A 25,809-nucleotide genomic window follows, 5' to 3' on the forward strand; every position below is an offset into this window, starting at 1 on the left:
TTGTTAATCAGGCGCTAATTTAGAGCCGCAGCAGGACAATGTCAATAGCAAACGCCGGGTTGCGGCGGTTCAGCTGAGGTCTGTGATCTCATAGCTATTGCCGCCGAGCTCCACCTCGTCTCCCAGCGTTTTCCCGATGAGTTGGCTACCCAGCGGGGAGGCTGCGGTGATGACCAGGATCTCCTCGCCGTCGAGCTGCAGTTTCAGTCCCCCTTCCTGCGGACCGATGAAGAAGGTCTTGGTGGTCCCCTCCTCGTCCTGGAGCGTCACCAGCGCGGTCAGCCGAATGCTGTCGCCCTCGCCGAAGGGCTGCAGCGCGAGGTGCCGGTACGTCTGCAGGGCGTGCTTGAGCTCCTGGGCCCGGTTTGCCTGGCCTTGGGCCACGTAGGACGCCTCCAGGCTGAGCGTGTCGTACTTGTTGTCGGGGATGTTTTCTTCGTGGATGGCGGCTTCGTGGGCGGTTTTGGCGGCATGGGACAAAACCGACAGGTCGTGCGCCAGTCTGTCGATGATAAGCCGGTGCAAACGGCTCTTTCTGGTGGTAACGATGGGGAACCTTCCTAAGCTGAAAATACTGCCGGGGCCGTCTCAGGACCGGCCCCGGTCTTTGGGGGGACGATACTATAACACCAAGGGATCTGTCAAAAGGAAGATGGTCACCTGCCGGGATACCAGTTGATCCCGAAGAGATGCATGTTCAGGCCGGGATTGATCTCGCCGTTCAACCCCGCGTTGGACATGTGCTGGAAGCGGTAGGAAAGGGCGAAGGCCGGGGTGAAGTGGTAGATGACGCCGGCGTGGGAGATGAACTGCTGGATGCCGTTGTAGTCCCTGCCGCCGAACCGGTCGCGGCTCACGATGGCGATGCTGACACCGAGGTCGAGCTCCAGTGACTTCGGATTGCCGATGTCGAAGGCCGGGCCGAAAGAGCCGATGAAACCGAGGTCGTCCCCGCTGGAAAGCGCGCCGGCGGTGAGGGCAACTTCGGTGGAGAGACCCCAGCCCCCCTCGCTACGCAGGCTCCAGGGGAGTTGGTAGCTGGCGAAGGCCTCGAAAATTTCCGCCCCGTGGTCCTTGCCGTCGGCGGAGAACCCGCCTCGTACCCCGAAAGGCCCCCAGTTGTTGGCCGACGCGGAACCTGCTGCCCCCAAAGACAGAGCCAATGCGATCAAAATCAGTCGGAGGATTCTTCTCATGGCGCGCTCCAGGTTGGGATTTATTAACGATATATCATTTAAGCGGGTTTTTTTTTAAATACAAGCATGTGCCGGCAGAGAACGCAGCCTGCGACTTCTCTTTCCTGCCACGGTTGCAGGCCGTGCTTTCACACTGTTGCTTGCGTAAAAACAACGCGGGATGTACTATTTAATAGGCGCTATCAGGCAGAAACAGGCAGGCAGTAACAAGCCCGAAGGAGGTGGCCATGAAAGGATACCAACTGGTAAAGGAGATCAGAGAGGCGAAGGGCGCTCACCCCGACCGGGTATTCATCAAGTGGTGGCGCAATGAGGAGGACTTCATTGACTTTGACCTGCTGGAAAGGTTCCTGCAGAACTTGAAAGAGAGTGAGAAGATCGACGGCTTTGAGTTGATCAACGAAGATGAGATGTGGCGTACTTTGGAGGCCCGCTGTCAGGGCCGGGTGTCCAGGGAGAAAAGAGATGGTGACTGGGTGTTGCACTGGACGCCGCCGCCCAACAGGAAAGTCGAGGATGCACAGACTGAGTACCCGTACACTCCAGAGTCAATGGTGAAGATCCTGGATTCAGAAACCGACTACAACTATGTCGATTGAGCGGCCGGGCGAAGGTCGCCAGGCGGGGAAAAAAGAGAGGGGCGAAGCAATTCGCCCCTTTTATTTTGCCTAGCGTCCCTTCGCCAGCATCTTGAAGAAATCGAGCACCTTGTCCGGGTGTTCCGAGGCCTTGGCCACCTTGGACCAGTGCTTGATGACGATTCCCTCCGGGGAGATCACCACGGTGGAGCGGATGGTGCCCATGGTGGTCTTGCCGTATTGGACCTTTTCCCCGAAGGCGCCGTAGTTTTTCATGACTGAGGCGTCCGGATCGGAGAGGAGGGTGAACGGGAGCTTGAAATCGGCGATGAACTTGTCGTGGGACTTCATGGAGTCCTTGGAAACGCCGACCAGCACGGCGCCGAGCTGCTCGAAGAGCGGGTGCAGCTTGGCGAAGCCGACCGCCTCCGCCGTGCAACCCGGGGTGTTGTCCCTGGGGTAGAAGAAGAGAACCAGGATCCTGCCCCGGTAATCTGCCAGCGTGTGCTCCTTGCCGTCGCTCCCCTGCAGTCTGAACTCCGGCGCTTTCTGTCCTTCCAAAAACATGACGGCCTCCTTGGATGTACTTCTCATTAGCCGATAAACCATAGCAGAATGGTGGTAGTTGGCAAGGGGAATGACGCTGTTGTCACCGGCCCTGATTCGGGGTATGCTGCCGCAGCTTTACCGGAGGGGATATGGACGGGATGATGCAGGTGGCGGTGGATCCGGAGCGGTGGCATCACTTTGCCGGGGTACTGCTGGTGATTGCGCTGGCGGTGTTGCAGGCGCGGGTGGGAAGGGCGGGTGCCTTCTGGCAGATCTGTTGGGCGCTGCCGGGGACGCTGTTGCACGAGCTGTCCCACCTTTTGGTCGCTGCCGTCACCGGCGGGCGGCCGGTGGGGTTTACCATTGTACCCAGGCGGGATGGTCCCGGGCGTTGGGTGCTGGGGTCGGTCACCATCAGCAACCCGGGGGCGGTGTCCGCGCTTCCCTCCGCGCTGGCGCCGCTGTTGTTGAATGTTGCGGCCTATTACCTGTACCTGCGGTGGAGCACGTGGTTTCCGGCTGATCTGCCGCACACCATGTTGATGTATGTCGTCATTTATGTCTTCAGCTACAGCTCGATACCGTCCGGTCAGGATCTGAAAGTGGCCGTTTCCAGTCCTGCCGGCGTGCTGTTTTATGGCGGGGCAGTGGGGGTGTGTTGGTGGCGGTGGGGGCTTTAGGGGCGGGTGCGGTTTTGGGTTCGGGTGCGGGTGCGGTAGAGGCGCTCGGTGAAGCCGCCCTCTCTTTCGAAAGCCTCCGCCTGGGCCGTCAGTTGGCGCTCCAGCAGTGAGCACGCCACCGCTATGAGGGTAAGCGCAGCATTGGCCGCGGCCTCAGCATAGCTGCTGCCGGGCGCTGTGGACGCTGTGGACCCAGTGGACCCAGTGGACCCAGTGGACCCTGTGGACCCTGTGGACCCTGTGGACCCTGTGGACCCTGTGGACCCTGTGGACCCTGTGGACCCTGTGGACCCTGTGGACCCTGTGGACCCTGTGGACCCTGTGGACCCTGTGGACCCTGTGGACCCGGTGGACCCGGCTGCTGTCGTGGCTTGGTGTCCACTTCGTTGTCCATGTGGCCCACCGGGTCCACTCAGTCCATGTCCACTGGGTTCCTGTCCACCCTGCCCACCCCGGCAAACTTCCACCACCCAGCGCGCCACCTCGTCGGCGCTTTTGCAGCGCCGGGCAACCAGCTCGGCGCGGCGCGGGTCGGACCGGTCCCACCGCGCCAGCCTGCGCTGGCGCAGGAAATCCTGGTAGTCCAGGCGCAACTCCTCCAGGCTGGCACGGGCCACATTGGTCAGCTTCAACTCAGTCTTCTTGCTGGTCCCAGAGGCTTGACTCCCCTCGGCAATGTTCTGCACGCCGCTCCGGGCGGCCTGCACCATCTGGTCGTGGGTCCGGCTCCGCTTGTCGATGTACCGGTCACAAAACCGGACCGTGACGTCATACACCAACTGGGCCACCTGAAAACTCTTCAGCTGACGGTATCCGCCGTGGCTCTGCAGCAGCTTTCCAGCATCGAAATCGCCCATGGCACCCCCTCCTGCGGCCAGCAGGCATTTTACCACGCCACTACTGCAGCATCCCCGAAGCAGCGACAAAAAAAGCCCGCCCCACTGCCGCGGGCGGGCTTTCAACTGGTATAGACGCCGGTCTTACAGCGACGCGGACAGCCTTTCGAACTCCTTCTTGGAGCGCACAATGCAGTCCTCGACGGCCATCCCGGCGAAGTAGTTGCCGGTGACGTAGAGGTTGCTGCCGGCAACCAGACGGTCGATCTGGTCGGTGAGCGCCTTGTGGCCGACCACCGGGGAGGGGAGCTGGCTCTCGCGCTGCACCACCTGCTCCAAGTCCCCGGTCTGCACCTGCAACACGGAGGCGATGCGCTGCAGCTTGGCCTCAAGGGACACCTTCCCTGCCTTGTAATGGAAGCTGAAGCCGCGATAGCTGTCATGGAGCACGGTGTCGCGGGAAACCGCGGAGTAGAATTCCTCGCCGATCGGGATCAGGCCGGCCAGCAGCGGGAGCTTCAGCTTGCTCTTCTGCACCGCTACACCGACGCTCTCGATGGTCTCCAGCTTGACCTGGGTGAGCAGCTTGGCGAGCTCGGGCGCGATGTCGGCGGCAAGCTTGGCGCTCGCGACGGGAGGGGCGGCCAGGACCAGCCGCGGCGCCTGGTACGTGGTCCCGTCGGCGAGCTCGACGGTGTAGCCGTCCAGGCCCTTGGCGATACGCGCCACCTCCGCACCGGTCTGCAGGGTGACCCGCTCGGCGACGGCAAGCTTGTCGATGACGCTGTTCAACCCGCCCTGCAGGGTAAAGCTCTTGATGACGTCCTTTCTCCTGGGACGCTTGTTGAACAGCATGTCGGCGGGGAAGTCGTCGGCGCGCTGGGAGATGACGGCATTGAAGGCGGGCCCGAAGACCCGGTCGTAGTTGCTGCGGCCGACGATGCTGCCGTAATACGAGGCAACGCTCGCCCCGTCCTTCTTCAGGGTGAACAGCTTCCACGCGGAAAAGGCCAGTTCGGGGAAGGAAAGCTGCGAGGGGATGCTCTTCACCTCGTTGTTCACCAGCATCTTGAACGACACCTTTTCCCTGGGCAGGATGCTCCCCATCAGGCCGTGCCGCTCCATCAGCTCCAGCAGACCGCCGTAGGAGTTGTAGCAGGTGTGGGCTCCCAGCTCCAGCCAGAACCCGGCTGCGCTCCCCTCGAAACGGTGCGAATGAAAGCAGCCGCCGGGGCGGTCGCTCTTCTCGAGGACCAGCGTGTTCAGCCCCTTGGCAGCTGCATGGCTTGCGAAACTGAGACCGCTGATCCCTGCACCTATGACGATGGCGTCGAATTGCTTCATCTGGCAGCTCCTGTTTTTAAGGGTCGTTAATTCCAGCCTATATAAGCGCGCCTGCGGCGGGTTGTCAAGGTTTACAACATGTTGACAACGCCTGGGTGAGCTATTACATTCTGTGGAGCAAAAAAGAAGCAAATGTGAAAGGGAATTAAAATGGCGCAGAGAGATTATTACGAAGTACTGGGACTCAAGAAAGGCGCCTCGGCCGACGAAATCAAGCGGGCCTACCGCAAGCTCGCGGTCAAGTATCACCCGGACAAGAACCCTGGGAACAAAGAGGCAGAGGAGCGCTTCAAGGAGATCAACGAGGCGTACGCGGTCCTGTCCGACCCGAAAAAGAAAGAGCAGTTCGACCAGTTCGGCTCCACCAACTTCCACCAGCGGTTTTCACAAGAGGACATCTTCAGGGGCTTCAACGTCGACGACCTGTTCCGCGACCAGGGCTTCGGCACCGACGACATCTTCTCCCGCATCTTCGGCGATGCGGTACGGCGCCAGCGCGGCGGCCGCGGTCGCCCCATGGCCGCCAAGGGGGAGGACTTCTCCATGGAGATCCAGGTCACCTTCCGCGACGCCTACGACGGAGCGGAAAAACGGGTCGCCTTCATGCGCGACGGAGCGCGCGAGGAGCTGTCGGTCAAGATCCCGGCGGGTATCGAGAGCGGCGCCAGGCTCAGGGTGGCCGGGCGCGGCGCGCCGGGGCACATGGGCGGTCCGGCCGGCGACCTCTACCTCTCGGTGACGGTAGGGACCGACCCCCTGTTCCAGCGCGAGGGGGCCGACATCGTGCTCAACCACGAGGTGCGCTTCTCCCAGGCGGCGCTCGGCGGCCAGATCGAGGTGCCGACCATGGAGGGGGCCAAGAGGCTCAAGATCCCTGCCGGCATCCAGTCCGGCACCAAGGTGCGCCTGAAGGGGCTGGGCTTCCCGGTGCTCGGGTCGCAGACCCGCGGCGACATGTACGTGAGGATCGCGGTGCACGTGCCGGAAAAACTCACCACGCGCCAGCGCGAACTGGTGGAGCAACTGGCGGCCGAAGGGCTCTGAGTTCACCGCAGCGGTCGCCGCGCCCAATAAAAAATCCCCCTCGCCGGTGACGGTGAGGGGGATTTTTCCGTTCTGTGGAAAGGAGGGGGCTTAGGGCTGCTTCACGTCGATGTTGGCGGCGCTGCGCAGGTCCTTGACCCACTGGTTGAAGCGTTCTTCTGATTTTTTCCGGTACAGCTGCTCTTCGATGGACTCCTTCACTTCCTCGAAAGGACGACCCTTCTCCTGGCTCTTCTGTTCCAGCTTGATGATGTGCAGTCCGGCGGGGCTTGCCACCACCGAGCTCACCTCGCCGGGCTTCATGGCGGCGACGGTGTTGCCGATCTCGGCCAGCATGTCGCTCCTCTTGAAGGTGCCCAGGTCGCCGCCGTCCTTGGCGGCCGCAGGATCCTGCGAGTACTTCTTGGCCAGTTCGACGAAGTCCTCGCCGCCGCGGGCCTTGGCCAGCACCTCTTCGGCCTGCTTCCGGGTCTTGGCGGCCTCCTCGGCGCTCGCCTTGGGGTCGAGCTTGAAGAAGATGTGCCGGGCATGGAAGGTCTCGCTGCCGCCGCCGTAGTCGGCCCGGTGCGCCTCGTAGTACTCGCGCATCTCGCGCTCGCCGACCTGGATCTTGGAGCGCACCTCCTGGCTCATGAGCCGCATGCGCTCCAGCTGCTCCTTGAGCTGCACCTTGTACTGCGGCACGGTGAGCCCCTGGCTGGCCAGCGCCTGCTCCAGCGCTTCCTGGCTGAGGTTGTTCTGCTTCTTGACGTCCTCGATGGCCAGGCGCACGTCCTCGTCGCTGACCTTGATGTCGAGTTCGCGGATCTTCTGCTCGACCAGCTTGCGGTCCACCAGGCGGTTCAGGGCCGCGCTCCTGGTCCCGGTTCTCTCGGGCGCGGGGAGCTTTTCCGCTTCCTTCTGCACCTGGGCGTATTCCTTGTCGACGTCGGCGCTGGTGATCACCTCGTCGTTGACGATGGCGGCGATGCTGCTGATCGGTTTGGTGTCGGCAAAGCTGGGGGTTACTGCGAGGAGGGCCAGCATGCTGCAGGCCGTGATGATCTTGACCATATGCTCTCTCTGTGGCCGCCGGGGCGGCGCTTGTGCACAAACGGCCGGGACTGGCCCGGCCGTTTGTCTGTTTCTGATGCTGTCTGAATGATTGCGCCTACTTGGCTTTTTCCGGCTGGGCTGCCTCGCCCGGATGGGCCGCGCCGCCCTTGGCGCCGTCACTGCCGAGCTCCTTCAGGGCGTCTTCCTTGATGGAGACCTTGGCCTGCTTCTTCAGGTCCTCCTTGAGCGTCTTGAAGGTCTCCTGCTGCTTGGCCGGGGCCAGGGCCGCCTTGATCTCGTCCTTCACCTCGTCCAGGGTGCGGACGCCGGCCGGACGGGAGCCGGTCTTCTTGATGATGTGGTAGCCGAACTGGGTCTTCACGATCCCGGAGGTCTCACCGTCCTTCAGGCTGAAGGCCACCTTCTCGAAGTCGGGGATCATGGAGCCTTTGCTGAACCAGCCCAGGTCGCCACCCTTCGGGGCCGCACCGTCGATGGAGTTCTTCTTGGCCAGCTCCTCGAAGCTCGCGCCACCCTTGAGCTGCTTCTCGATCTCTTTGGCCTGCGCCTCGGACTTGACCAGGATGTGGCTGGCCTTGACCTGGGCGTCGGACTTGAACTTGTCCTTGTTCTTGTTGTAGTAGTCCTGCATCTCGGCGTCGCTTACCTTGGCGGACTCCTCGATCTTCTTCTTGAGGAAGGCCTCGACGATGACGCGCTTCTTCAGGTCCTCGAGTTTCGCGGCCACTTCCGGGCTCTTGTCGATGCCGTCCTTGGCGGCCTGCTGCAGGATCAGTTCGCGCACCACCATGGTGTCGACCATCTCCTTCTTCCCTTCCGGGGTCTCGGTCATCGGCTTGAGCTGGGGCGGCAGGGCGGCCTGCTCCTTGTAGAAGTCCTTGTCGGTGATGTTGGCGCCGTTCACCTCGGCGAGCACGATTCCCTTGCCCGGGCCTTCCTGTTTCGCCCCGGTGGCCCCCTCCTGCTTTTTGCAGCCGGTGACGGCGACGCTGAGCGCGATTATAGCTATTGCGGCAGATTTGCTGAAGTGCACGATGGGCTCCTTTTCTTATTAGCGGAAATTTATTCGGATCCGGGGAACGCTAGCATATCAGACTAGGCATTTCAAGACATTTCTGGCTTCCGCCAGCACCCCGTCGAACGAGCCGTCGCCGACCCGCACGTAAAGCCGGAAGTCCGGCGTAAACCTGTATTTTCCTTTCTCTTTTCGCAACAGTCCGGTGATGGCATCCGGCGAGACCGGCGTCCTCTCGTGGAAGGCGAGCGAGAGCTCGTTGCCGGAGTACTCGATCTCCTTCACCAGGAGCCGTTTCAGGGCCACGCGCAGGCGCATCACCTCCAGGAGGTAGAGCGCCGCGACCGGCAGCGGCCCGAAGCGGTCCGCCAGTTCCTCGCGGATGTCGTCGACCTCGGCCTCGTCGGCGGGCTGGGTCAGCTTCTTGTAGATGAGCAGGCGCTGGTTCGGGTCGCGGACGTAGTCCTCCGGGATGAAGGCGGGCACCTTGAGCTTGATCTCCGGCTCCACCCGCTCCGGGAGCGCCTCTCCCTTCAGCGTCCGCACCGCCTCGTCCAAGAGTTCGGTGTAGAGCTCGAAGCCGACCGCCGCGATGTCGCCGCTCTGGCGCGCCCCCAACAGGTCGCCGGCGCCGCGGATCTCCAGGTCGTGGGTGGCGATCCTGAAGCCCGCCCCCAGTTCGGTCAACTCCTGGATGATCTTCAGTCGCTCGCGCGCGTCGGAGGAGATGGAGCCTTCCCCCGGGATGAGCAGGTAGGCGTAGGCGCGGGTCTTGGAGCGCCCGACCCTGCCGCGCAGCTGGTAGAGCTGGGACAGGCCGAAGGTGTCGGCGCGGTTCACGATGAGCGTGTTGGCGGTGGGGATGTCCAGGCCGCTCTCGATGATGGTGGTGCACAGGAGGAGGTTCGCCTCGCCGTGCATGAAGGAGAGCATCACCTGCTCCAGTTCCTTCTCCGCCATCTGCCCGTGCCCCACGGCGATCTTCGCCTCGGGGACGATGCGGCGCAACTCCTCGGCCATGGCGCCGATACTCTGCACCCGGTTGTGCACGAAGAAGACCTGGCCGCCGCGCCTGAGCTCCCTGAGCACCGCCTCCCGGATCAGCTCGTCCGAGGAGCGGGAGACGAAGGTCTTGATGGCGAGCCGGTCCACCGGCGGGGTGTCGATGATGGAGAGGTCCCGGATCCCCATGAGCGACATGTACAGGGTGCGCGGGATCGGGGTCGCGGTCAGGGTGAGGATGTCCACCACGGCCCGGAACTGCTTGAGCCGCTCCTTGTGGGCCACGCCGAAGCGCTGCTCCTCGTCCACGATCAGAAGCCCCAGGTCCTTGAAGACCACGTCTTTTTGCAACAGGCGATGGGTGCCGATGACGATGTCGACCTCCCCCTTCTTCACCCCATCCAGGATCTGCTTCTGCTGCTGCGGGGTGCGAAAGCGCGACAGCATCTCCACCCGCACCGGGTAATCCTTGAGCCTTGCCGCGAAGCTCTCGGCATGCTGCTGGGCGAGCACGGTGGTCGGCACCAGGATGGCCACCTGCTTGCCGTCCAGGGTCGCCTTGAAGGCGGCGCGCATGGCCACCTCGGTCTTGCCGTAGCCGACGTCGCCGCAGACCAGGCGGTCCATGGGGCGCGGGCTCTCCATGTCGGCGATGACCTGGTCGATGGCGGCGGCCTGGTCCGGGGTCTCCTCGAAGGCGAAGGAGGCCTCGAAGGCGCGGTACATGTCGTCGGCCGGGGAGTAGCGGTACCCTTCCTGGACCTCGCGGGCGGCGTGGATCTTCAACAGTTCCGCCGCCATCTCCTGGATCTCGGCGCGGGCCTTGGCCTTGGCCTTTTCCCAGCCGGCGCCCCCCAGCCGGTCCAGCCGCGGCTCGATCCCCTCGGCGCCCACGTAGCGCTGCACCAGGTTGATGCGGTCCACCGGGAGGTAGAGCTTGTCGCCGCCGGCGTACTCGAGGAGCAGGAAGTCCCCTTCCATGCCGGTGAGGCTCAGGTGCTGCAGCCCGCGGTACAGCGCCACGCCGAAGTCGATGTGCACCATGTGGTCGCCCGGCTTCAGCTCCGCCAGCGAGGTGAGCAGCTGCTTCTTTTTCGCCTCGGAGAGGCCGCGCCGCTTCACCCTCTTGCCGAAGATCTCCTCCTCGGCGATGACCACCAGGCGCTCTTCTTCCAGGCGGAAGCCGCGCGATATCTCGCCGATCAGGATCTCGACCCGGCCGGCGGGGCGCGCCGCGGCGCTAAGGAACGAGTCCTGGGAGTGCTCCAGGGGGAGGCGGTAGTGGGACAAGAGTTCGTAGAGCCTGCGGGCCTGCCCGGCCTGGTGGCAGGGGATCAGCACGCGGTTGCCGGCCGCGATCCAGGTCACCAGTTTCTCGGTGAGGGGGGCCAGCACCCGCTCCCCTTCCGGGTTGGTGTCCAGTCTCAGGTCCTGATTGCCGGCACAGGCGACCCTGAGCTTCTCGCCCCCTTCCCCCTCGATCTCCAGGCGCGGGAACTCGAGCCGGCGCCCGGCGGAGAGGGAGCGCTCCAGCTCCTGCGCCGAGAGGTAGAGTTCGGCGGGGTCGCAGACGATGGCGTCGCGCAACTCGGCGCGCTTGAAGGCGCTGTCCAGGTCTTCCCCGAAGCGCTGCAGCGCATCGGCTATGGCCGCTGGGTCGACCAGGACCCGGATGGCCCCCTCGCCCACGTAGTCGAGGACGGTCTCCAGGTGCGGGTGGAACAGGGGCTGCAGGAACTCGACGCCCGGCGGGTAGATGGCATGCTGCAGCTGCTCGAGAAGTTCGCGGCGCCGGTCGGCGCCGATGCCCAGGTGATCGCAGCGGCGCTTGAGCCTGGGGGCGAGGTCCTTCACCACCTGCTCGGAAAGGATCACCTCGCGCGAGGGGAGCAGCACCAGTTCTTCGAGCGGCTCCAGGGAGCGCTGCGAGACCGGATCGAAGAGACGCATGGTCTCGACCTCGTCGCCGAAGAACTCGATGCGGATCGGCTGCTCCCGGTCGGGGGGGAAGATGTCCAGTATCCCGCCGCGTACCGAGAAGGTACCGCGGTCCTCGACCAGGGGGACGTGGGAGTACCCCAGCTTGACCAGTTTCTCCACCAGGCCGTCGCGCTCCAGCTCCTCGCCGGCGACGAGATACTGGCAGACCCCGCCCAGGGTGTCGCGCGGGATGACCCGCTGCAGGGCGCTCGCCACCGGGAGCACTACCGCCCGGGCCGCGCCGTCCAGAAGGCGGACCAGGGCGTTCAGTCGCTCTCCGACCAGGTCCGGGTGCGGCGAGGCGGCATCGAAGGGGGTGACGTCCCAGGCGGGGAAGGGGAGCACGCTCTCCGGGCGGGCGGTGAAGAAGCGCAGCTCGCGGGCGATCTCGTCGGCGCTCTCCTGGTCGGCGGTCAGCACCACCAGCGGCGGCGCGCCGTTGTCGGCCAGCCGCGACAAAAGGAAAGCCGGCGCCGCCCCCTCCAGCCCGGTCACGCTCACCTGGCAGGTGGGGGAGGTCAGTTTCTCGTTGAGCTGTTTCAGATACTGCGCTTCGGGCATGGTCATCTTGTCGGGGCGGGGCCTTTCGCTTTGGTGGGTTGGGCTGTCAGCACCGGTTGAGCATAGCAAAAACGGGTCCGTTTATCCAGAAACTTGGCGGGTAAAGTTTTTGCGGCGACCCCAAATAAAAGTAAAGAAAAAATCGGAGCAGCCGAAGAGGCTTTTGAAGCCTGACGAGAGAAGGGTGTGAGTCGCTTAATTAAGGGTGAGCTTATGAAACAAGAAGATGTTCTCCACTCCGACGTGATCAATTACTTCAGCTCGGAGTTTGCTGCACTAGAGGAACGCCTCAAATCGGGCCGTCTGGAAGACTACCGTGAGCGCGTGCTGGTCAGCCGCAAGATCTCGGAGGCCGTGCACCTGCTCTCCCCCTACGTGCGCAGCGACCCACGGGCCAGGCACCTGGTCAAGAACGCCGAGGCGCTCAGGAAGGAGCTCCTCTCGGTGCGCTCCATCATCGCCAAGCAGCTCTTGCAAAAAGACAAGCAATCCCTCCTGCAGGCCATCCTCACGCGCAAGAAGGGGCGCCGGCCCGACGAACTGGCCGGTTGACCGCAGCGCACTGGTGCCGGGTCCGGCCCACCGTTGCTGCTTGGGTGGCCGGCGTTTTACGTCCCCCTAAAGAATTCGCTTTACAATTAATGCGGCGTGTATTATATATCTCCTCCTTGTTGTGGAGAGATGTCCGAGTGGTTGAAGGAGCACGCCTGGAAAGCGTGTGTACGTTAATAGCGTACCGAGGGTTCGAATCCCTCTCTCTCCGCCATACTTACATTTACCCTTTGCGGATAGACCTGATAGCTGGGTCCCGCGCAACGGAAGGTTATGAACCCCGTCAGGTCCGGAAGGAAGCAGCGGCAGTAACCGCCCCCGTGTGCCGCGGGGTAGCCCAGCTATCAGCTCTTTCCGCAACCCCCCGCCCGCCCCACGCCCCGCACGAACCATGAACCACGTGAAGCCATAGAGGTACGCCGCCTTGTCCTATCTTGTCCTTGCTAGAAAATGGCGCCCCCAGACCTTCAGCGACCTGGTCGGCCAGGAGCACGTCAGCCAGACCCTCAAAAACGCCATCGACGGCGGCAGGGTCGCGCACGCCTTTCTCTTTACCGGCGCCCGCGGCGTAGGCAAGACCAGTTCGGCGCGCATCCTGGCCAAGGCGCTCAACTGCGAGAGCGGCCTGACCGTCGAGCCCTGCAACACCTGCTCTACCTGCCTGGAGATCACCGACGGCAACTCGGTGGACGTCTTCGAGATCGACGGCGCCTCCAACACCGGCGTCGACGACATCCGGGAACTGCGGGACAACATCAAGTACCTCCCCTCGCGCTCGCGCTACAAGATCTTCATCATCGACGAAGTGCACATGCTGACCACCAACGCCTTCAACGCGCTGTTGAAGACGCTGGAGGAGCCGCCGCCGCACGTCAAGTTCATCTTCGCCACCACCGAGCCGCACAAGGTCCCCATCACCATCCTGTCGCGCTGCCAGCGCTTCGACTTCAAGAGGATCGCGCTGCCGCGCATCGTCTCCAGGCTGCGCTTCATCGTGGACCAGGAGGGGGTGCAGGTTTCGGACGAGGCGCTCGCGGTGGTGGCCAGGAAGGGGGACGGCAGCATGCGCGACTCCCTCTCCACGCTGGACCAGGTGCTCGCCTTCTGCGGCAACAGCGTCTCCGACGAGGACGTCGCCGCCCTTCTGGGCGTGGTGGACCGGCGCCTGATCATGGAGGGGTGCCGCAGCGTGCTGCAGGCGGACGTCAAGGGGGCGCTGGAGATCGTGGCCCAGGTCGATTCCTTCGGCTACAGCATGCGCCAGTTCTGCCAGGAGCTGATCGGCCAGCTGCGCAACATCTCCATCCTGAAGGCGGTAGGTGAAGCGGGAGACCTCCTGGAGCTCTCCGACGCCGAGCAGGGCGAGCTGAAGGCGCTGGGGGGGCAGGCCTCGGTCCAGGACCTGCAGCGCCACCTGGCCATCCTGCTCAAGGCGGAGGCCGAGATGGCGCACGCCGGCTTCCCGCGCCTGATCCTGGAGATGGCGCTGATGAAGATGGCGACCCTGGCCCCGGCCATCCCGGTGCAGGAACTGCTGGCGCGCCTGGACGCCCTGGAAAAGGGTGGACCGCTGCCGCCGCGCAGCGAGGCTCCGCGGCCGTCCGCGCCCCCCGCACCGCGCCCCGTACAGCACTCGGCGCCGGCACCGCAGTCGGCACCGCCCCAGCAGCACGCCGCACCTCACCGCCCCGCGGCGGCGCCCGTAGCGGCAGCGCCGGTGGCGGCAGCACCGCAGGCCCCGGCCGCGGCGCCGCAGGCGGCACCGTCCGCATTCAATTCCGGCGGTGACCTCTGGGGCGGCTTCGTGCAGGCGGTCAAGGCGAAGAAGCCGATGCTCGGCGGCGCGCTGGAAGAGGTCTACCCGGTCCGGGTGGCCCAGGGTGTGCTGGAGATCGGCTGCCTGCAGGGCTCCTTCCAGCTGACCCGGCTGCAGGACCCGGAGCAGGTCAACGAACTGAAGAGCCTCGCCCAGGGGCATTTCGGCGTCCCGACCCAGATCAAGGTGGTGGCGCTGAACGGCCCGCCCACGGACGCCGCCCCGACCCTGTCGGAAAAAAAAAGCCTTGAAGACGCCGAGCGCAGGGCACACCTGAGGCGCGAAGCGGAGGAGCATCCGCTGGTGGCGGCGGCCGTCGAGATGTTCGACGGCGAAATCGCCGAGGTGCAGGAACTTCCGCAGAAAGAATTGGCAAAATCATAACAATGTTCCGCGGTACGCTGCGACAATAAAGGAAAATTGGAGGATACGATGTCTAAAGGTTTGGCGCAGATCATGAAACAAGCGCAGATGATGCAGCAGAAGATGGGCAAACTGCAGGAGCAGGCGGCGGAAAGGACCGCCGAGGTCACCACCGGCGGCGGCGCGGTAACGGCGGTTGTCAACGGCAAGAACCAGGTGCTCTCGCTGGTTATCAAGAAGGAAGCCGTCGATCCGGAAGACGTGGAAATGCTGCAGGATCTGGTCATGACCGCCATCAATGAGGCCCTCAAGAAGGTGCACCAGGAGATGAGCGAAGAGATGAGCAAGATCACCGGCGGGCTGAGCATCCCGGGCCTTTTCTAAGGGGACGGCGCCTAGCGCAGGATACGGGTCAAATAGAGGGTGCATGCCGCTTTGGTGTGCACCCTTTAATTATCCAATTCTACGATCAAAATTTTTTTGGTAAAAATAACCAGTAAAAACTTGTTTTATCCATGGTGGGAATATGCTACATTTTTCGGGCTCGCTGACCAGGCTAGTGGGAGAATTGAAGAAACTGCCTGGCGTCGGTGAAAAAAGTGCCTTGCGGCTTGCCTTTCATCTGCTTAAATATCCCGGTAATATCGAGGCGTTAGCAGAGAGCCTCATGCAGGTGAAGGAAAAGGTCCGTTTTTGCTCCCGCTGTTTTGCCATCACCGAGGACGATCCCTGCTGGATCTGCTCCGGGGAGCGCGACGGCGCCACCCTCTGCGTGGTGGAGGAGCCGCAAGACCTGCTGGCCCTTGAGAGAAGCCGCGCTTTCCGCGGCCGCTACCACGTGCTGCAGGGTGCTCTTTCACCGTTAAACGGCGTTACACCCCGCGACCTCAGGATCGCCGAGCTGATGCAGCGGTTGGAGGGGGGCGAGGTGCGCGAGGTGCTGATCGCCACCAACTTCACGGTGGAAGGGGAGGCGACGGCACTCTACCTGACCAGGATGATCAAGCCGCTCGGGATCAAGGTGACGCGTCTGGCGCACGGCATCCCCATCGGCAGCGACCTGGAATACGTGGATGCGGCGACCGTGCAGCGGGCGGTGGAAGGGCGTTCGGAGCTTTAAGCGCCTTCCGCGAGTGGGAACTAGAACGATCTTTTACCGTAAAGCTCAGTTAGATTTTCAAACACAGGAGGAAATCAATGTCCCGCAGAATGGTAACAATCGACGGTAACACCGCTGCCGCACACGTGGCGCACGCCACCAACGAGGTGATCGCCATCTACCCGATCACCCCCTCCTCAGTCATGGGTGAGATCTCGGACGAGAAGAGCGCCCGGGGCGAGAAGAACATCTGGGGCACCGTCCCCTCCGTCTCCGAGCTGCAGTCCGAAGGTGGCGCTTCCGGTGCCGTCCACGGCGCGCTCCAGGCCGGCGCCCTGACCACCACCTTCACCGCCAGCCAGGGCCTGCTGCTCATGATCCCGAACATGTTCAAGATCGCGGGCGAGCTCACCTCGACCGTGTTCCACATCTCGGCGCGCGCCATCTCGGCCGCCGCGCTGAACATCTTCGGCGACCACTCCGACGTCATGTCGGCCCGTTCCACCGGCTGGGGCATGATCTGTTCCAACAACGTGCAGGAGGTCATGGACTTCGCGCTGATCTCCCAGGCCGCCACCCTGCGTGCCCGCGTTCCCTTCATGCACTACTTCGACGGCTTCAGGACCTCCCACGAGGTGCAGAAGGTCGAGGAGCTTTCCTTTGACGACATGCGCTTCATGATCAGCGACGAGCTGGTCCAGGCGCACCGCGAGCGCGCGCTCACTCCGGACCGCCCGGTACTGCGCGGCACCGCCCAGAACCCGGACGTCTACTTCCAGGGTCGCGAGACCGTCAACGCCTACTATCCGAAGGCGCTGCAGATCGTGCAGGAGGAGATGGACAAGTTCGCCGGGCTCACCGGCCGCAAGTACTCCGTCGCCGAGTACGTCGGCGCCCCGGACGCCGAGCGCGTGGTCATCGTGATGGGCAGCGCCGCCGACACCGTCCAGGAGACCCTGGAGACCCTGAACGCCGCCGGCGAGAAGGTGGGCCTCTTGAAGGTGCGCCTGTTCAGGCCGTTCCCGGTCGACGCCGTCGCCGCCTGCCTGCCGGCCACCGTGAAGAAGATCGCCGTGCTCGACCGCACCAAGGAGCCGGGCTCCCTGGGCGAGCCGCTCTACCTCGACGTCAGGACCGCCATCGGCGAGGCCATGGCGGACGGCAAGACCTCCTTCAAGTCCTACCCGATCATCGTGGGCGGCCGTTTCGGCCTCGGTTCCAAGGAGTTCACCCCGGGCATGGCCAAGGGCGTGCTCGACAACCTGAAGGCCGACAAGCCGAAGAACCACTTCGTGGTCGGCATCAAGGAAGACGTCACCAACTGCTCGCTCGACTTCGACCCGGCCTTCGTGAACCCCTCCGCCGGCACCTACTCCGCCATGTTCTTCGGCCTGGGCTCCGACGGCACCGTCGGCGCCAACAAGAACTCCATCAAGATCATCGGCGAGAACACCGACAACAACGTCCAGGCCTACTTCGTCTACGACTCCAAGAAGGCCGGCACCGTCACCGTGTCCCACCTGCGCTTCGGCAAGGGGGAGATCCGCTCCCCGTACCTGATCGACCAGGCGGACTTCGTGGCCTGCCACAACTTCTCCTTCCTGGAGAAGTACGACATGCTCTCCCGCGCCAAGGTGGGGGGCACCTTCCTGCTCTGCTCCCTGACCGATGACAAGGAAGCGGTCTGGAACGCCATGCCGGTCGAGGTGCAGCAGCAGATCATCGACAAGAAGCTCAAGTTTTACGTGATCAACGCCATTGCGCTGGGCGAGAAGCTCGGCCTGGGCGCCAGGATCAACGTGATCATGCAGACCGCCTTCTTCAAGATCTCCAACATCATGCCGCTCGACGCGGCCATCGCCTCCATCAAGGACGCCATCAAGAAGTCCTACGGCAAGTCCGGTGAGAAGGTGGTCGAGATGAACAACAAGGCGGTGGACGCCGCCCTGGAGAACATCTTCGAGATCACCGTGCCGGCGACGGCGACCAGCAAGATCAGGAAGCCCGCCGTCGTGGGCGCCCACGCCCCGCAGTTCGTGCAGGAAGTCACCGCGCAGCTCATCGCCGGCCGCGGCGACGACGTCCCGGTCTCCATGCTCCCGGCCGACGGCACCTTCCCGACCGCGACCTCGCAGTACGAGAAGCGCAACATCGCCGTCGATATCCCGGTCTGGGACGAGCAGCTCTGCATCCAGTGCGGCATCTGCTCCTTCGTCTGCCCGCACGCCACCATCAGGATGAAGGTGTACGACGCCGACAAGCTGGCCGGCGCACCGGAGACCTTCAAGTCCACCGACGCCCGCGGCAACGAGTTCAAGGGGATGAAGTGCACCATCCAGGTCGCCCCGGAAGACTGCACCGGCTGCGCCGCCTGCGTGGCCAACTGCCCGGCCAAGTCCAAGGAAGACCCCAAGCACAAGGCGATCAACATGAAGTTCCAGGCGCCGCTCAGGGCAAGCGAGGCCGCCAACTACGACTTCTTCCTCAACATCCCGGAGACCGACCCGACCCTGGTCAAGCTGGACACCCTCAAGGGGAGCCAGCTGGTACGCCCGCTCTTCGAGTACTCCGGCGCTTGCGCCGGCTGCGGCGAGACCCCGTACCTGAAGCTCATGTCCCAGCTCTTCGGCGACCGCGCCCTGATCGCCAACGCGACCGGCTGCACCTCGATCTACGGCGGCAACCTGCCGACCACCCCGTGGGCGAAGAACGCCGACGGCCGCGGCCCGGCCTGGTCCAACTCGCTCTTCGAGGACAACGCCGAGTTCGGCTTCGGTATGAGGCTCGCGGTGGACAAGTTCAACCAGGCCGCCCTCGAGCTGATCGACACCCTCTCCCTCCCGGCCGACCTGGTCGCCGAGATCAAGGGCGCCGACCAGAAGACCCAGGCCGGCGTCGAGGCGCAGCGTGCCCGCGTGGCCAAGCTGAAGGAGATCCTCTCCGCTTCCGGCGACGCCGCGGCGAAGAAGCTCCTCTCCATCGCCGACTACCTGGTCAAGAAGTCGGTCTGGATCGTCGGCGGCGACGGCTGGGCCTATGACATCGGCTACGGCGGCCTGGACCACGTCATCGCCTCCGGCAAGAACGTGAACCTCCTGGTGCTCGACACCGAGGTCTACTCCAACACCGGCGGCCAGGCCTCCAAGTCGACCCCGATGGGCGCCGTGGCGCAGTTCGCCGCGGGCGGCAAGCCGCAGGCCAAGAAGGACCTGGCCATGATCGCCATGGCCTACGGCAACGTCTACGTCGCCAAGGTCTCCCTCTCCAACCCGGCCCAGGTGGTCAAGGCCTTCATGGAGGCCGAGGCGTACGACGGCCCGTCCCTCATCCTGGCCTACAGCCACTGCATCGCCCACGGCATCGACATGGCCACCGCCGTCGAGACCCAGAAGCGTGCGGTCGCCTCCGGCCACTGGCCGCTGGTCCGCTACAACCCGGACCTCGCCGAGCAGGGCAAGAACCCGCTGCAGTTGGACAGCAAGGACCCGAGCATCTCTCTCGAAGAGTACGCTTACGGTGAAAACCGCTACCGCGTACTGAAGAAGAACAACCCGGAAGCGGCCGCGACTCTCATGGCCCGCTCCGCCGAACTCACTGCCCGCCGCTTCGATCTGTACAAGCGGATGGCTGAAATGGACTTCGGCAAATAGAAAAGAAATCTAACAAAAGCGCTTGACAGGGACCAGACCCGTGCATAAAATCTTTACCTGTGCCGGGGATGGTCCCGCAATCACGTAAAAGAGTAGTAACAGGAGAAGTCGTAATGGCAAAAGGTGTAGTTAAGTGGTTCAATGACAGCAAGGGTTTTGGTTTCATCGAGCAGGAGAACGGTGAGGATGTGTTCGTGCATTTCTCCGCGATCCAGAGCGAAGGGTTCAAATCCTTGACCGAGGGCGATTCCGTAACTTTTGACGTGCAGCAGGGACCGAAAGGCCTCCAGGCAGCCAACGTAGTAAGGGTTTAAAGTCTATCCTTTAAACGACGAAAAGCCCCCGGGGAAACCCGGGGGCTTTTTTTATTTGTTGCTGCCGATTGGTCCACTATTCCCCTCTCCCCCTGGGAGAGGGTGCCCGAAAAAATCCCCTCACCCTGACCCTCTCCCGGAGGGAGAGGGGACGTGGACACGAGGGGAGGGGGACCGGACAGCGCTATTCTATGCAGGTCCCTACCGACCCGCCCCGGCAGATGGTCTTGTCGGTCCACAGGGCGCCGTCCAGCTTGGCGCCGGCGAGCCTGGTGCCCCTGATGCGGGCCTGGTTCAGCGACGCGCCGCGCAGGTTGGCCCCGGTGAGGTCGGCCAACTCCAGGTCGGTCTCGGAGAGGTCGGCGCGCTCCAGGTTGACCGACTGCAGGTTGGCGCGGTTGAACTTGGCGCCCGAGAGGTCGTAGCCGGTCAGGTTGAGACCGCTCAAGTCGGCGCCGGCGAAGTCACGGCTGCCAGCCAGCACCCCCTGGACCTCGGCCTGCGTCATGCGGCGCTCCAGCACCTTGGCCTTCACCGCCACGGCGCCCTTCCCCTTGCCGTTACCCTTCTTGGCAACCTTTCCCTTTTTCCCTTTTTTCTTCAACTTCGCCGTGGCGCCCTTCTTTCCGGCGCCCTTTTTGGATACCTGCGCCGCCGGCTTGCCCGACTCCACCTCCTTGGCGAGTGCGGCGAGCTTCGCCTCGGCGGCCTTCAGTGTCTGGGCTTCGGCGGCGTTTTCCTTGGCTGCCGGCTCCGGCGCGGGGGCGGCGGCCTGGGCGTGGAGGCAGGGGACTCCGGCGCAAAGCCAGGCTGCCAGGGTGAATGGTGCGATATGCGCTGCAAGATGGCGGTTCATGGGCGCCTCCGTGTTCGTTTCTTTCCGGGCCGGCCGGAACAAGGCTTGAGTTGATAGATGTGTCCACATCCCCTCTCCCTCCGGGAGAGGGTCCGGGTGAGGGAGATTTCTGCTCCCAAAGACATCCCTCACCCGCCCTTCGGGCACCCTCTCCCAGAGGGAGAGGGAACACTGGGGAAGGGGAGGCGGGGGAGATCGCAGCTGATCTAGTTTGCTTATCGGCAGCATTTCGCAAAACCTGAAGGGTGTCTGCCTTGCGGTGGCGGGGCGCTTCTCATTATACTGAAGCTGTCGGCTGCACAATGAACGAGGCATGTGCTATATTTTACTGCTGCGCGCCCGACCGGCGCTTGAAGAACTACAACGGGAGCATCATGGCAACGGACAAGATCATCGTAAAAGGTGCCTGCGAGCACAACCTGAAATGCATCGACGTCGAGATCCCGAGGGACCAGCTGGTGGTGATCACCGGCATCTCCGGGTCCGGGAAATCGACCCTCGCCTTCGACACCATCTACGCCGAGGGACAAAGGCGCTACGTGGAGTCGCTCTCCGCTTACGCGCGCCAGTTTCTGGAGCAGATGGAGAAGCCGGACGTGGAGTCGATCGAGGGGCTTTCCCCGGCCATCTCCATCGAACAGAAGACTACCAGCAAGAACCCCCGCTCGACGGTGGGGACGGTCACAGAAATCTACGATTACCTGCGCCTTTTGTTCGCCCGGGTGGGCAAGCCGCATTGCTACAACTGCGGGCGCCTGATCTCGTCGCAGACCGTGTCGCAGATGGTGGACCAGATCGCCGCACTCCCCCAGGGGGCGAAGCTCACCCTGCTCTCCCCCATCGTGCGGGGCCGCAAGGGCGAATATAAGAAGGAACTGGCCCAGTTGAGAAAGGACGGCTTCGTCCGCGTGGTGATCGACGGCGAGACCCACGACCTCGGCGAGGAGATCACCCTCGACAAGAAGAAAAAGCACGACATCGACATCGTGGTGGACCGCCTGGTGGTGAAGCCGGGCTTCGAGAAGAGGCTCGCCGACTCGCTGGAAACGGCGCTCTCCCACGCCGAGGGGATCGTCAAGGTGGCCCTCTCCGAGGACGAGACCCGGGAGATCAAGGCCGAGACGCTGCTCTTCTCTGAATCCGCCGCCTGCATCGACTGCGGCATCTCCTACCCCGAGATGACGCCGCGCATGTTCTCCTTCAACAACCCCTACGGCGCCTGCCCGGACTGCACCGGCCTGGGGACGAGGATGTACCTCGACCCGGAACTGGTGGTGCCGGAGCCGGAACTCTCCCTGGCCGAGGGGGCCATCGCGCCGTGGCAGACCCGCTTCTCGGGCTGGTACCAGCTGACCCTGGAGGCGCTGGCCAAGGCGTACGGCTTCAGCATGAACGTCCCCTTCAAGAGCCTTTCCAAGAAGGCGAAGGAGGTCATCCTGCACGGCTCCGGCGGCGAAGCCGTCGACTTCTGGTGGGTGGACGACGCCGGCAAGAGGCACACCTACCGCAAACCCTTCGAAGGGGTCTTGAACAACCTGGAGCGGCGCCACCGGGAGAGCGAATCGGAGACGGTGCGCGAGGAACTGGAAAAGTACATGGACGTGATGCCCTGCCCCTCCTGCAACGGCGCGCGCCTGAAGAAGGAGGCGCTTTTCGTCCTGGTGGGCAACCAGAACATCCAGCAGGTGACCGCCCTCTCCATCAAGGACTCCCTCACCTTTTTCGAGTCGCTGTCCCTCACCGACAAGGAAGAGGACATCGCGCGCCGGATCCTGAAGGAGATCCGGGAACGGCTCAACTTCCTGGTCAACGTGGGGCTCGACTACCTCTCGCTGGACCGCTCCTCCGGGACCCTGTCCGGCGGTGAGGGGCAGCGGATCAGGCTCGCGACCCAGATCGGCTCCTCGCTGGTGGGCGTGCTCTACATCCTGGACGAGCCCTCCATCGGCCTGCACCAGCGCGACAACGGGCGGCTCTTGTCCACGCTGCGCCACCTGCGCGACATCGGCAACACGGTCCTCGTCGTCGAGCACGACGAGGAGACCATCACCGAGGCGGACTGGGTCATCGATATGGGACCGGGCGCCGGCGTGCACGGGGGCGAGGTGGTGGCCGAGGGGACCCCGGCCGAGATCATGGCCAACCCGCACTCGCTGACCGGGCGCTACCTCTCCGGGGCGCTCACCATTCCCGTCCCCAAGAAGCGCAGGAAGGGACACCGCTTCCTCAACATCGAGGGGGCCAGCGAGAACAACCTGAAGAACGTGAGCGTCGACGTGCCTCTTGGGGTGATGACCTGCATCACCGGCGTGTCCGGCTCGGGCAAGTCCTCGCTCATCATCGACACGCTCTACAAGACGCTGAACCAGCGCCTGTACAAGAGCCGCGAGAAGGCGGGGGCGGTGCGGGGCATCCACGGCATCGAGGTGCTGGATAAGGTGATCAACATCGACCAGTCCCCCATCGGGCGCACGCCGCGCTCCAACCCCGCCACCTACACCGGCCTCTTCACCGAGATCCGGGAGATCTTCGCCCAGCTCCCCGAGTCCAAGATGCGCGGCTACAAGCCGGGTCGCTATTCTTTCAACGTCAAGGGGGGGCGCTGCGAGGCGTGCTCCGGGGACGGCATCATCAAGATCGAGATGCACTTTCTCCCCGACGTCTACGTGCAGTGCGAGGTCTGCAAGGGGGCGCGCTACAACCGCGAGACCCTGGAGGTGAAGTTCAAGGGGCGCTCCATCGCCGAGGTGCTGGACATGACCGTGTCCCAGGCGCTGGTTTTCCTGGAGCACATCCCGCGCACCAGGGCCAAGCTGCAGACCCTGGAGGAGGTGGGCCTTGGTTACATCAAGCTGGGGCAGTCGGCGACCACGCTCTCCGGCGGCGAGGCGCAGCGTGTGAAGCTCGCCAAGGAACTCTCCAAGCGTGCCACCGGGCGCACCATCTACATCCTGGACGAGCCGACCACGGGCCTGCACTTCGCCGACATCGCCAAGCTATTGGAGGTGCTGCACAAGCTGGTGGACGCGGGCAACACCATCGTGGTCATCGAGCACAACCTGGACGTGATCAAGACCGCGGACTGGATCATCGACCTGGGGCCGGAAGGGGGCGATCGCGGCGGGGAGATCATCGCCGTGGGGACGCCGGAGCAGGTGGCGCGGGTGGAGCGCTCGTACACGGGGCAGTACCTGAAGAAGATGCAGCTGTAGGAGAGGAGGTCGGGCCATGGCGGACAAGGAAAACTGCGGTCACGACGCAAGCGGGCAGAAGGGATGCGCGGCCTGCCGCCGGGAGGAGATCTTCCCCTACTGGTGCCAGTCCTGCCAGCGGTCGGTCCCGGAGAAGCGCTGCCCGTACTGCGGCTTGAAGGCGCAGAAAAAGAAGGATTGACGGGCGGGACTTACAGCCGAACTGCGTTATAATCTGCTCATTGTGGTCTGGGGACGTACGAGAAAGGATAGTCCCATGTGCGCGAAATCAATAGCCAAAACCATTCTGTTTCTGCTCCTGGTGACGCAAGTCGGCTGCGCCAACCTGCTGCCGCGCTCCAAGGCGGTCACCGAATCGCCCTGGGAGGAGTACGAGGCCGCCAAGGCATCCTACGACAACATCATCGTAGGGAAGACGACCGTGGAGGACCTGCAGAAACTCGGCTTCGACATCAAGTCCTCGCCGAACATCAAGATCCTCAACTACCTCGACATCGCGGCCATGCTGCAGGGGCTGCCCTCCAAGGATCTCGATCCGGGGCTGCAGGCCTGCCTGAGGGCGAGGTCCGACTGCCGGGCTTACGTCTTCGAGCCTAAAAGGAATTACAGCAAGCGGGTCGGCAACTTCTGGCTCGACATCTTCAACTTCAAGCGCAAGACCCACGAGACCGGGTGGCGCTTCAGGGCGCTGGTCGTCTTCGTGAACCACCACGTCGCCTACAAGCTCTCCAGCGGCGAGCCCAAGATCGACCAGATGACCGACCAGGTCAACCCGCTCGGGCCGTTGCAGGCGCCCTCCGATATATTCACCAAGGCACTCTTCTAGTACGTAGGACGGGGACGTCTCCCCTTGGCCTGCTGCGCCGCTGCGCAGCGGGCCTTTTTTGTCGCCACGCTGCGCGGGGTGATGGCGGCATGTCACACCGCTTGGTTCCCGGGGCGATTGGTGCTATTGTGACCGGGCCAAAAAAAACCGGAGAGGACCCTTATGCACGATGCCCAGCACCCGTTCCATACCCTGACCCCCAACTTCATCATGGACGCCGTGGAGAGCCAGGGATACCGCTGCGACTGCCGCACCTCGGCCCTGAACAGCTATGAGAACCGCGTCTACCAGGTGGGGATCGAGGAAGAGAAGCCGCTCATCGCGAAGTTCTACCGCCCCGGACGCTGGAGCGACGAGCAGATCGTCGAGGAGCACAGCTTCTGCCTGGAACTGGCGGAGCACGAGCTCTCCGTGGTGCCGCCCATGGTCAACGCATCGGGCGAGTCCCTTTTCCACTACCACGGCTTCCGCTTCGCGCTCTACCCGCGCCAGGGGGGGCACGCTCCCGAATTCGACAACGACGAGAACCTGCTGATCCTGGGGCGCATGCTGGGACGCATCCACAGTATCGGCGCGGTACGCCCCTTCGAGCAGCGCCCGACTCTCGACAGCCGCGATTTCGGCCACGACAGCGTCGCCCTGATCCGCGAGCGCTTCATCCCGCAGGAGTACCGGGAAAGCTATGAGGCGGTCACCAGCCAGCTGTTGCAGGTGGTGGACGAGGCGTTCGCGTCGGTGCCGCAGGTGCGCTACATCCGCGCCCACGGGGACTGCCATGCCGGCAACATCCTCTGGCGCGACGACGCCCCCCACTTCGTCGACTTCGACGACGCGCGCATGGCGCCGGCGGTGCAGGACCTGTGGATGATGCTTTCCGGCGACCGGCCGCGCCAGCTGGCCCAGCTCGCCCAGTTGATCAAGGGGTACGAGGAGTTCTGCGACTTCAATCCGGCGGAGCTGCGCCTGGTGGAGGCGCTGCGTGCGCTGCGCATGCTGCACTACAGCGCGTGGCTCGCGCGCCGCTGGGACGACCCGGCCTTTCCCACTGCCTTTCCCTGGTTCAACACGGTGCGCTACTGGGGCGAGCATATCCTGCAGTTGCGCGAGCAGGTTGCGGCGCTGGATGAGCCGCCGCTGGTATTGCTGTAAGAATCAAATCCCCCTGACCCCCCATTTACAGGGGGGGGCTCCGGTTCACGTTCAACGTTTTATGGCAGCATCTTTCACACTTTCCCGAAGGAGGGGGCTGGCTCCGCCAGGTGCCTGTCCCCTTCGTGCTT

22 protein-coding genes, 1 tRNA gene and 1 other RNA gene are annotated in these 25,809 nt (G+C 63.7%); 15 read left to right on the forward strand and 9 right to left on the reverse strand.

Annotated elements, in window-relative coordinates; translation table 11 throughout:
• Positions 1 to 69 precede the first annotated feature (69 nt).
• Complete coding sequence (locus tag H7687_RS01790) at positions 70 to 525, reverse strand: GreA/GreB family elongation factor (protein ID WP_183344469.1); 456 nt, start codon at positions 523 to 525, stop codon at positions 70 to 72.
• A gap of 131 nt (positions 526 to 656) precedes the next feature.
• Entirely contained in the window at positions 657 to 1,196 is a 540-nt protein-coding gene (locus H7687_RS01795) for an acyloxyacyl hydrolase (protein WP_183344471.1), read from the reverse strand.
• A gap of 227 nt (positions 1,197 to 1,423) precedes the next feature.
• Here H7687_RS01795 and H7687_RS01800 point away from each other — a divergent pair, with 227 nt between their 5' ends.
• Positions 1,424 to 1,795 (forward strand): hypothetical protein, encoded by a 372-nt coding sequence (locus H7687_RS01800; protein ID WP_183344473.1) that lies wholly within the window; start codon positions 1,424 to 1,426, stop codon positions 1,793 to 1,795.
• Positions 1,796 to 1,864: 69 nt separating this feature from the next.
• Here H7687_RS01800 and H7687_RS01805 read toward each other — a convergent pair whose 3' ends face one another.
• Entirely contained in the window at positions 1,865 to 2,341 is a 477-nt protein-coding gene (locus H7687_RS01805; RefSeq protein ID WP_183344475.1) for a peroxiredoxin, read from the reverse strand.
• A gap of 131 nt (positions 2,342 to 2,472) precedes the next feature.
• Between H7687_RS01805 and H7687_RS01810 the strand changes: the two genes are divergently transcribed.
• Positions 2,473 to 3,003, forward strand: coding sequence for a hypothetical protein (locus H7687_RS01810; RefSeq protein WP_183344477.1), 531 nt, complete (start codon positions 2,473 to 2,475; stop codon positions 3,001 to 3,003).
• Here the strand turns inward: H7687_RS01810 and H7687_RS22055 are convergent.
• Together H7687_RS22055 and H7687_RS01820 are read right to left on the reverse strand one after the other, a co-directional pair.
• Positions 3,000 to 3,860, reverse strand: a complete 861-nt coding sequence (locus H7687_RS22055) for a four helix bundle suffix domain-containing protein (protein WP_183344479.1) — start codon at positions 3,858 to 3,860, stop codon at positions 3,000 to 3,002. The genes H7687_RS01810 and H7687_RS22055 overlap by 4 nt on opposite strands.
• Before the next feature lie 123 nt (positions 3,861 to 3,983).
• A complete protein-coding gene (locus tag H7687_RS01820; RefSeq protein WP_183344480.1) occupies positions 3,984 to 5,183 on the reverse strand; it encodes a protoporphyrinogen/coproporphyrinogen oxidase in 1,200 nt (399 codons plus the stop codon).
• Between the two features lie 150 nt (positions 5,184 to 5,333).
• Between H7687_RS01820 and H7687_RS01825 the strand changes: the two genes are divergently transcribed.
• Positions 5,334 to 6,227, forward strand: coding sequence for a DnaJ C-terminal domain-containing protein (locus tag H7687_RS01825; RefSeq protein ID WP_183344489.1), 894 nt, complete (start codon positions 5,334 to 5,336; stop codon positions 6,225 to 6,227).
• A gap of 90 nt (positions 6,228 to 6,317) precedes the next feature.
• Here H7687_RS01825 and H7687_RS01830 read toward each other — a convergent pair whose 3' ends face one another.
• The 3 genes from H7687_RS01830 to mfd all read right to left on the reverse strand — a co-directional run bounded on the left by H7687_RS01830 (position 6,318) and on the right by mfd (position 11,847).
• Positions 6,318 to 7,280 (reverse strand): peptidylprolyl isomerase, encoded by a 963-nt coding sequence (locus H7687_RS01830; protein ID WP_183344491.1) that lies wholly within the window; start codon positions 7,278 to 7,280, stop codon positions 6,318 to 6,320.
• Positions 7,281 to 7,377: 97 nt separating this feature from the next.
• Entirely contained in the window at positions 7,378 to 8,316 is a 939-nt protein-coding gene (locus H7687_RS01835; protein ID WP_183344493.1) for a peptidylprolyl isomerase, read from the reverse strand.
• Between the two features lie 57 nt (positions 8,317 to 8,373).
• The gene (gene mfd, locus H7687_RS01840; protein ID WP_183344495.1) at positions 8,374 to 11,847 is read right to left on the reverse strand and encodes a transcription-repair coupling factor; all 3,474 of its coding nucleotides are present in this window, start codon (positions 11,845 to 11,847) and stop codon (positions 8,374 to 8,376) included.
• Between the two features lie 207 nt (positions 11,848 to 12,054).
• On the opposite strand from mfd, the gene H7687_RS01845 reads away from it, so the two are divergent.
• The 8 genes from H7687_RS01845 to H7687_RS01880 all read left to right on the forward strand — a co-directional run bounded on the left by H7687_RS01845 (position 12,055) and on the right by H7687_RS01880 (position 19,635).
• Positions 12,055 to 12,393 carry a hypothetical protein gene (locus H7687_RS01845; RefSeq protein WP_183344497.1) on the forward strand — a complete coding sequence of 113 codons (339 nt, stop codon included), beginning with the start codon at positions 12,055 to 12,057 and terminating at the stop codon, positions 12,391 to 12,393.
• Positions 12,394 to 12,516: 123 nt separating this feature from the next.
• Positions 12,517 to 12,607: transfer RNA gene (locus H7687_RS01850), tRNA-Ser, on the forward strand.
• A gap of 33 nt (positions 12,608 to 12,640) precedes the next feature.
• Positions 12,641 to 12,739: signal recognition particle sRNA small type (ffs, locus tag H7687_RS01855), an RNA gene on the forward strand.
• A gap of 78 nt (positions 12,740 to 12,817) precedes the next feature.
• Positions 12,818 to 14,593, forward strand: coding sequence for a DNA polymerase III subunit gamma/tau (gene dnaX / locus H7687_RS01860; RefSeq protein ID WP_183344499.1), 1,776 nt, complete (start codon positions 12,818 to 12,820; stop codon positions 14,591 to 14,593).
• 48 nt (positions 14,594 to 14,641) lie between these two features.
• On the forward strand, positions 14,642 to 14,956 hold the full coding sequence (locus H7687_RS01865) for a YbaB/EbfC family nucleoid-associated protein (RefSeq protein ID WP_183344501.1): 315 nt from the start codon (positions 14,642 to 14,644) through the stop codon (positions 14,954 to 14,956).
• A gap of 142 nt (positions 14,957 to 15,098) precedes the next feature.
• Positions 15,099 to 15,692, forward strand: coding sequence for a recombination mediator RecR (recR, locus tag H7687_RS01870; protein ID WP_183344503.1), 594 nt, complete (start codon positions 15,099 to 15,101; stop codon positions 15,690 to 15,692).
• Between the two features lie 77 nt (positions 15,693 to 15,769).
• Entirely contained in the window at positions 15,770 to 19,321 is a 3,552-nt protein-coding gene (gene nifJ / locus H7687_RS01875; protein ID WP_183344505.1) for a pyruvate:ferredoxin (flavodoxin) oxidoreductase, read from the forward strand.
• Positions 19,322 to 19,434: 113 nt separating this feature from the next.
• Positions 19,435 to 19,635: a cold-shock protein gene (locus tag H7687_RS01880; protein WP_183344507.1), complete on the forward strand. Its 201-nt coding sequence runs from the start codon at positions 19,435 to 19,437 to the stop codon at positions 19,633 to 19,635.
• A 184-nt stretch (positions 19,636 to 19,819) separates the two neighbouring features.
• Here the strand turns inward: H7687_RS01880 and H7687_RS01885 are convergent, their stop codons facing one another.
• A complete protein-coding gene (locus H7687_RS01885) occupies positions 19,820 to 20,491 on the reverse strand; it encodes a pentapeptide repeat-containing protein (protein WP_183344509.1) in 672 nt (223 codons plus the stop codon).
• 374 nt (positions 20,492 to 20,865) lie between these two features.
• Between H7687_RS01885 and uvrA the strand changes: the two genes are divergently transcribed.
• The 4 genes from uvrA (at position 20,866) to H7687_RS01905 (ending at position 25,678) form a co-directional block, all read left to right on the forward strand.
• The gene (gene uvrA / locus H7687_RS01890; RefSeq protein WP_183344511.1) at positions 20,866 to 23,703 is read left to right on the forward strand and encodes an excinuclease ABC subunit UvrA; all 2,838 of its coding nucleotides are present in this window, start codon (positions 20,866 to 20,868) and stop codon (positions 23,701 to 23,703) included.
• Between the two features lie 16 nt (positions 23,704 to 23,719).
• The gene (locus H7687_RS01895; protein ID WP_183344513.1) at positions 23,720 to 23,884 is read left to right on the forward strand and encodes a hypothetical protein; all 165 of its coding nucleotides are present in this window, start codon (positions 23,720 to 23,722) and stop codon (positions 23,882 to 23,884) included.
• Between the two features lie 75 nt (positions 23,885 to 23,959).
• Entirely contained in the window at positions 23,960 to 24,529 is a 570-nt protein-coding gene (locus H7687_RS01900; RefSeq protein WP_183344515.1) for a hypothetical protein, read from the forward strand.
• A gap of 162 nt (positions 24,530 to 24,691) precedes the next feature.
• Positions 24,692 to 25,678, forward strand: coding sequence for a serine/threonine protein kinase (locus tag H7687_RS01905; protein ID WP_183344523.1), 987 nt, complete (start codon positions 24,692 to 24,694; stop codon positions 25,676 to 25,678).
• The last annotated feature ends 131 nt before the right edge of the window (positions 25,679 to 25,809 follow it).

The organism is Geomonas paludis, assembly GCF_014193585.1.
Lineage (GTDB): Bacteria > Desulfobacterota > Desulfuromonadia > Geobacterales > Geobacteraceae > Geomonas > Geomonas paludis.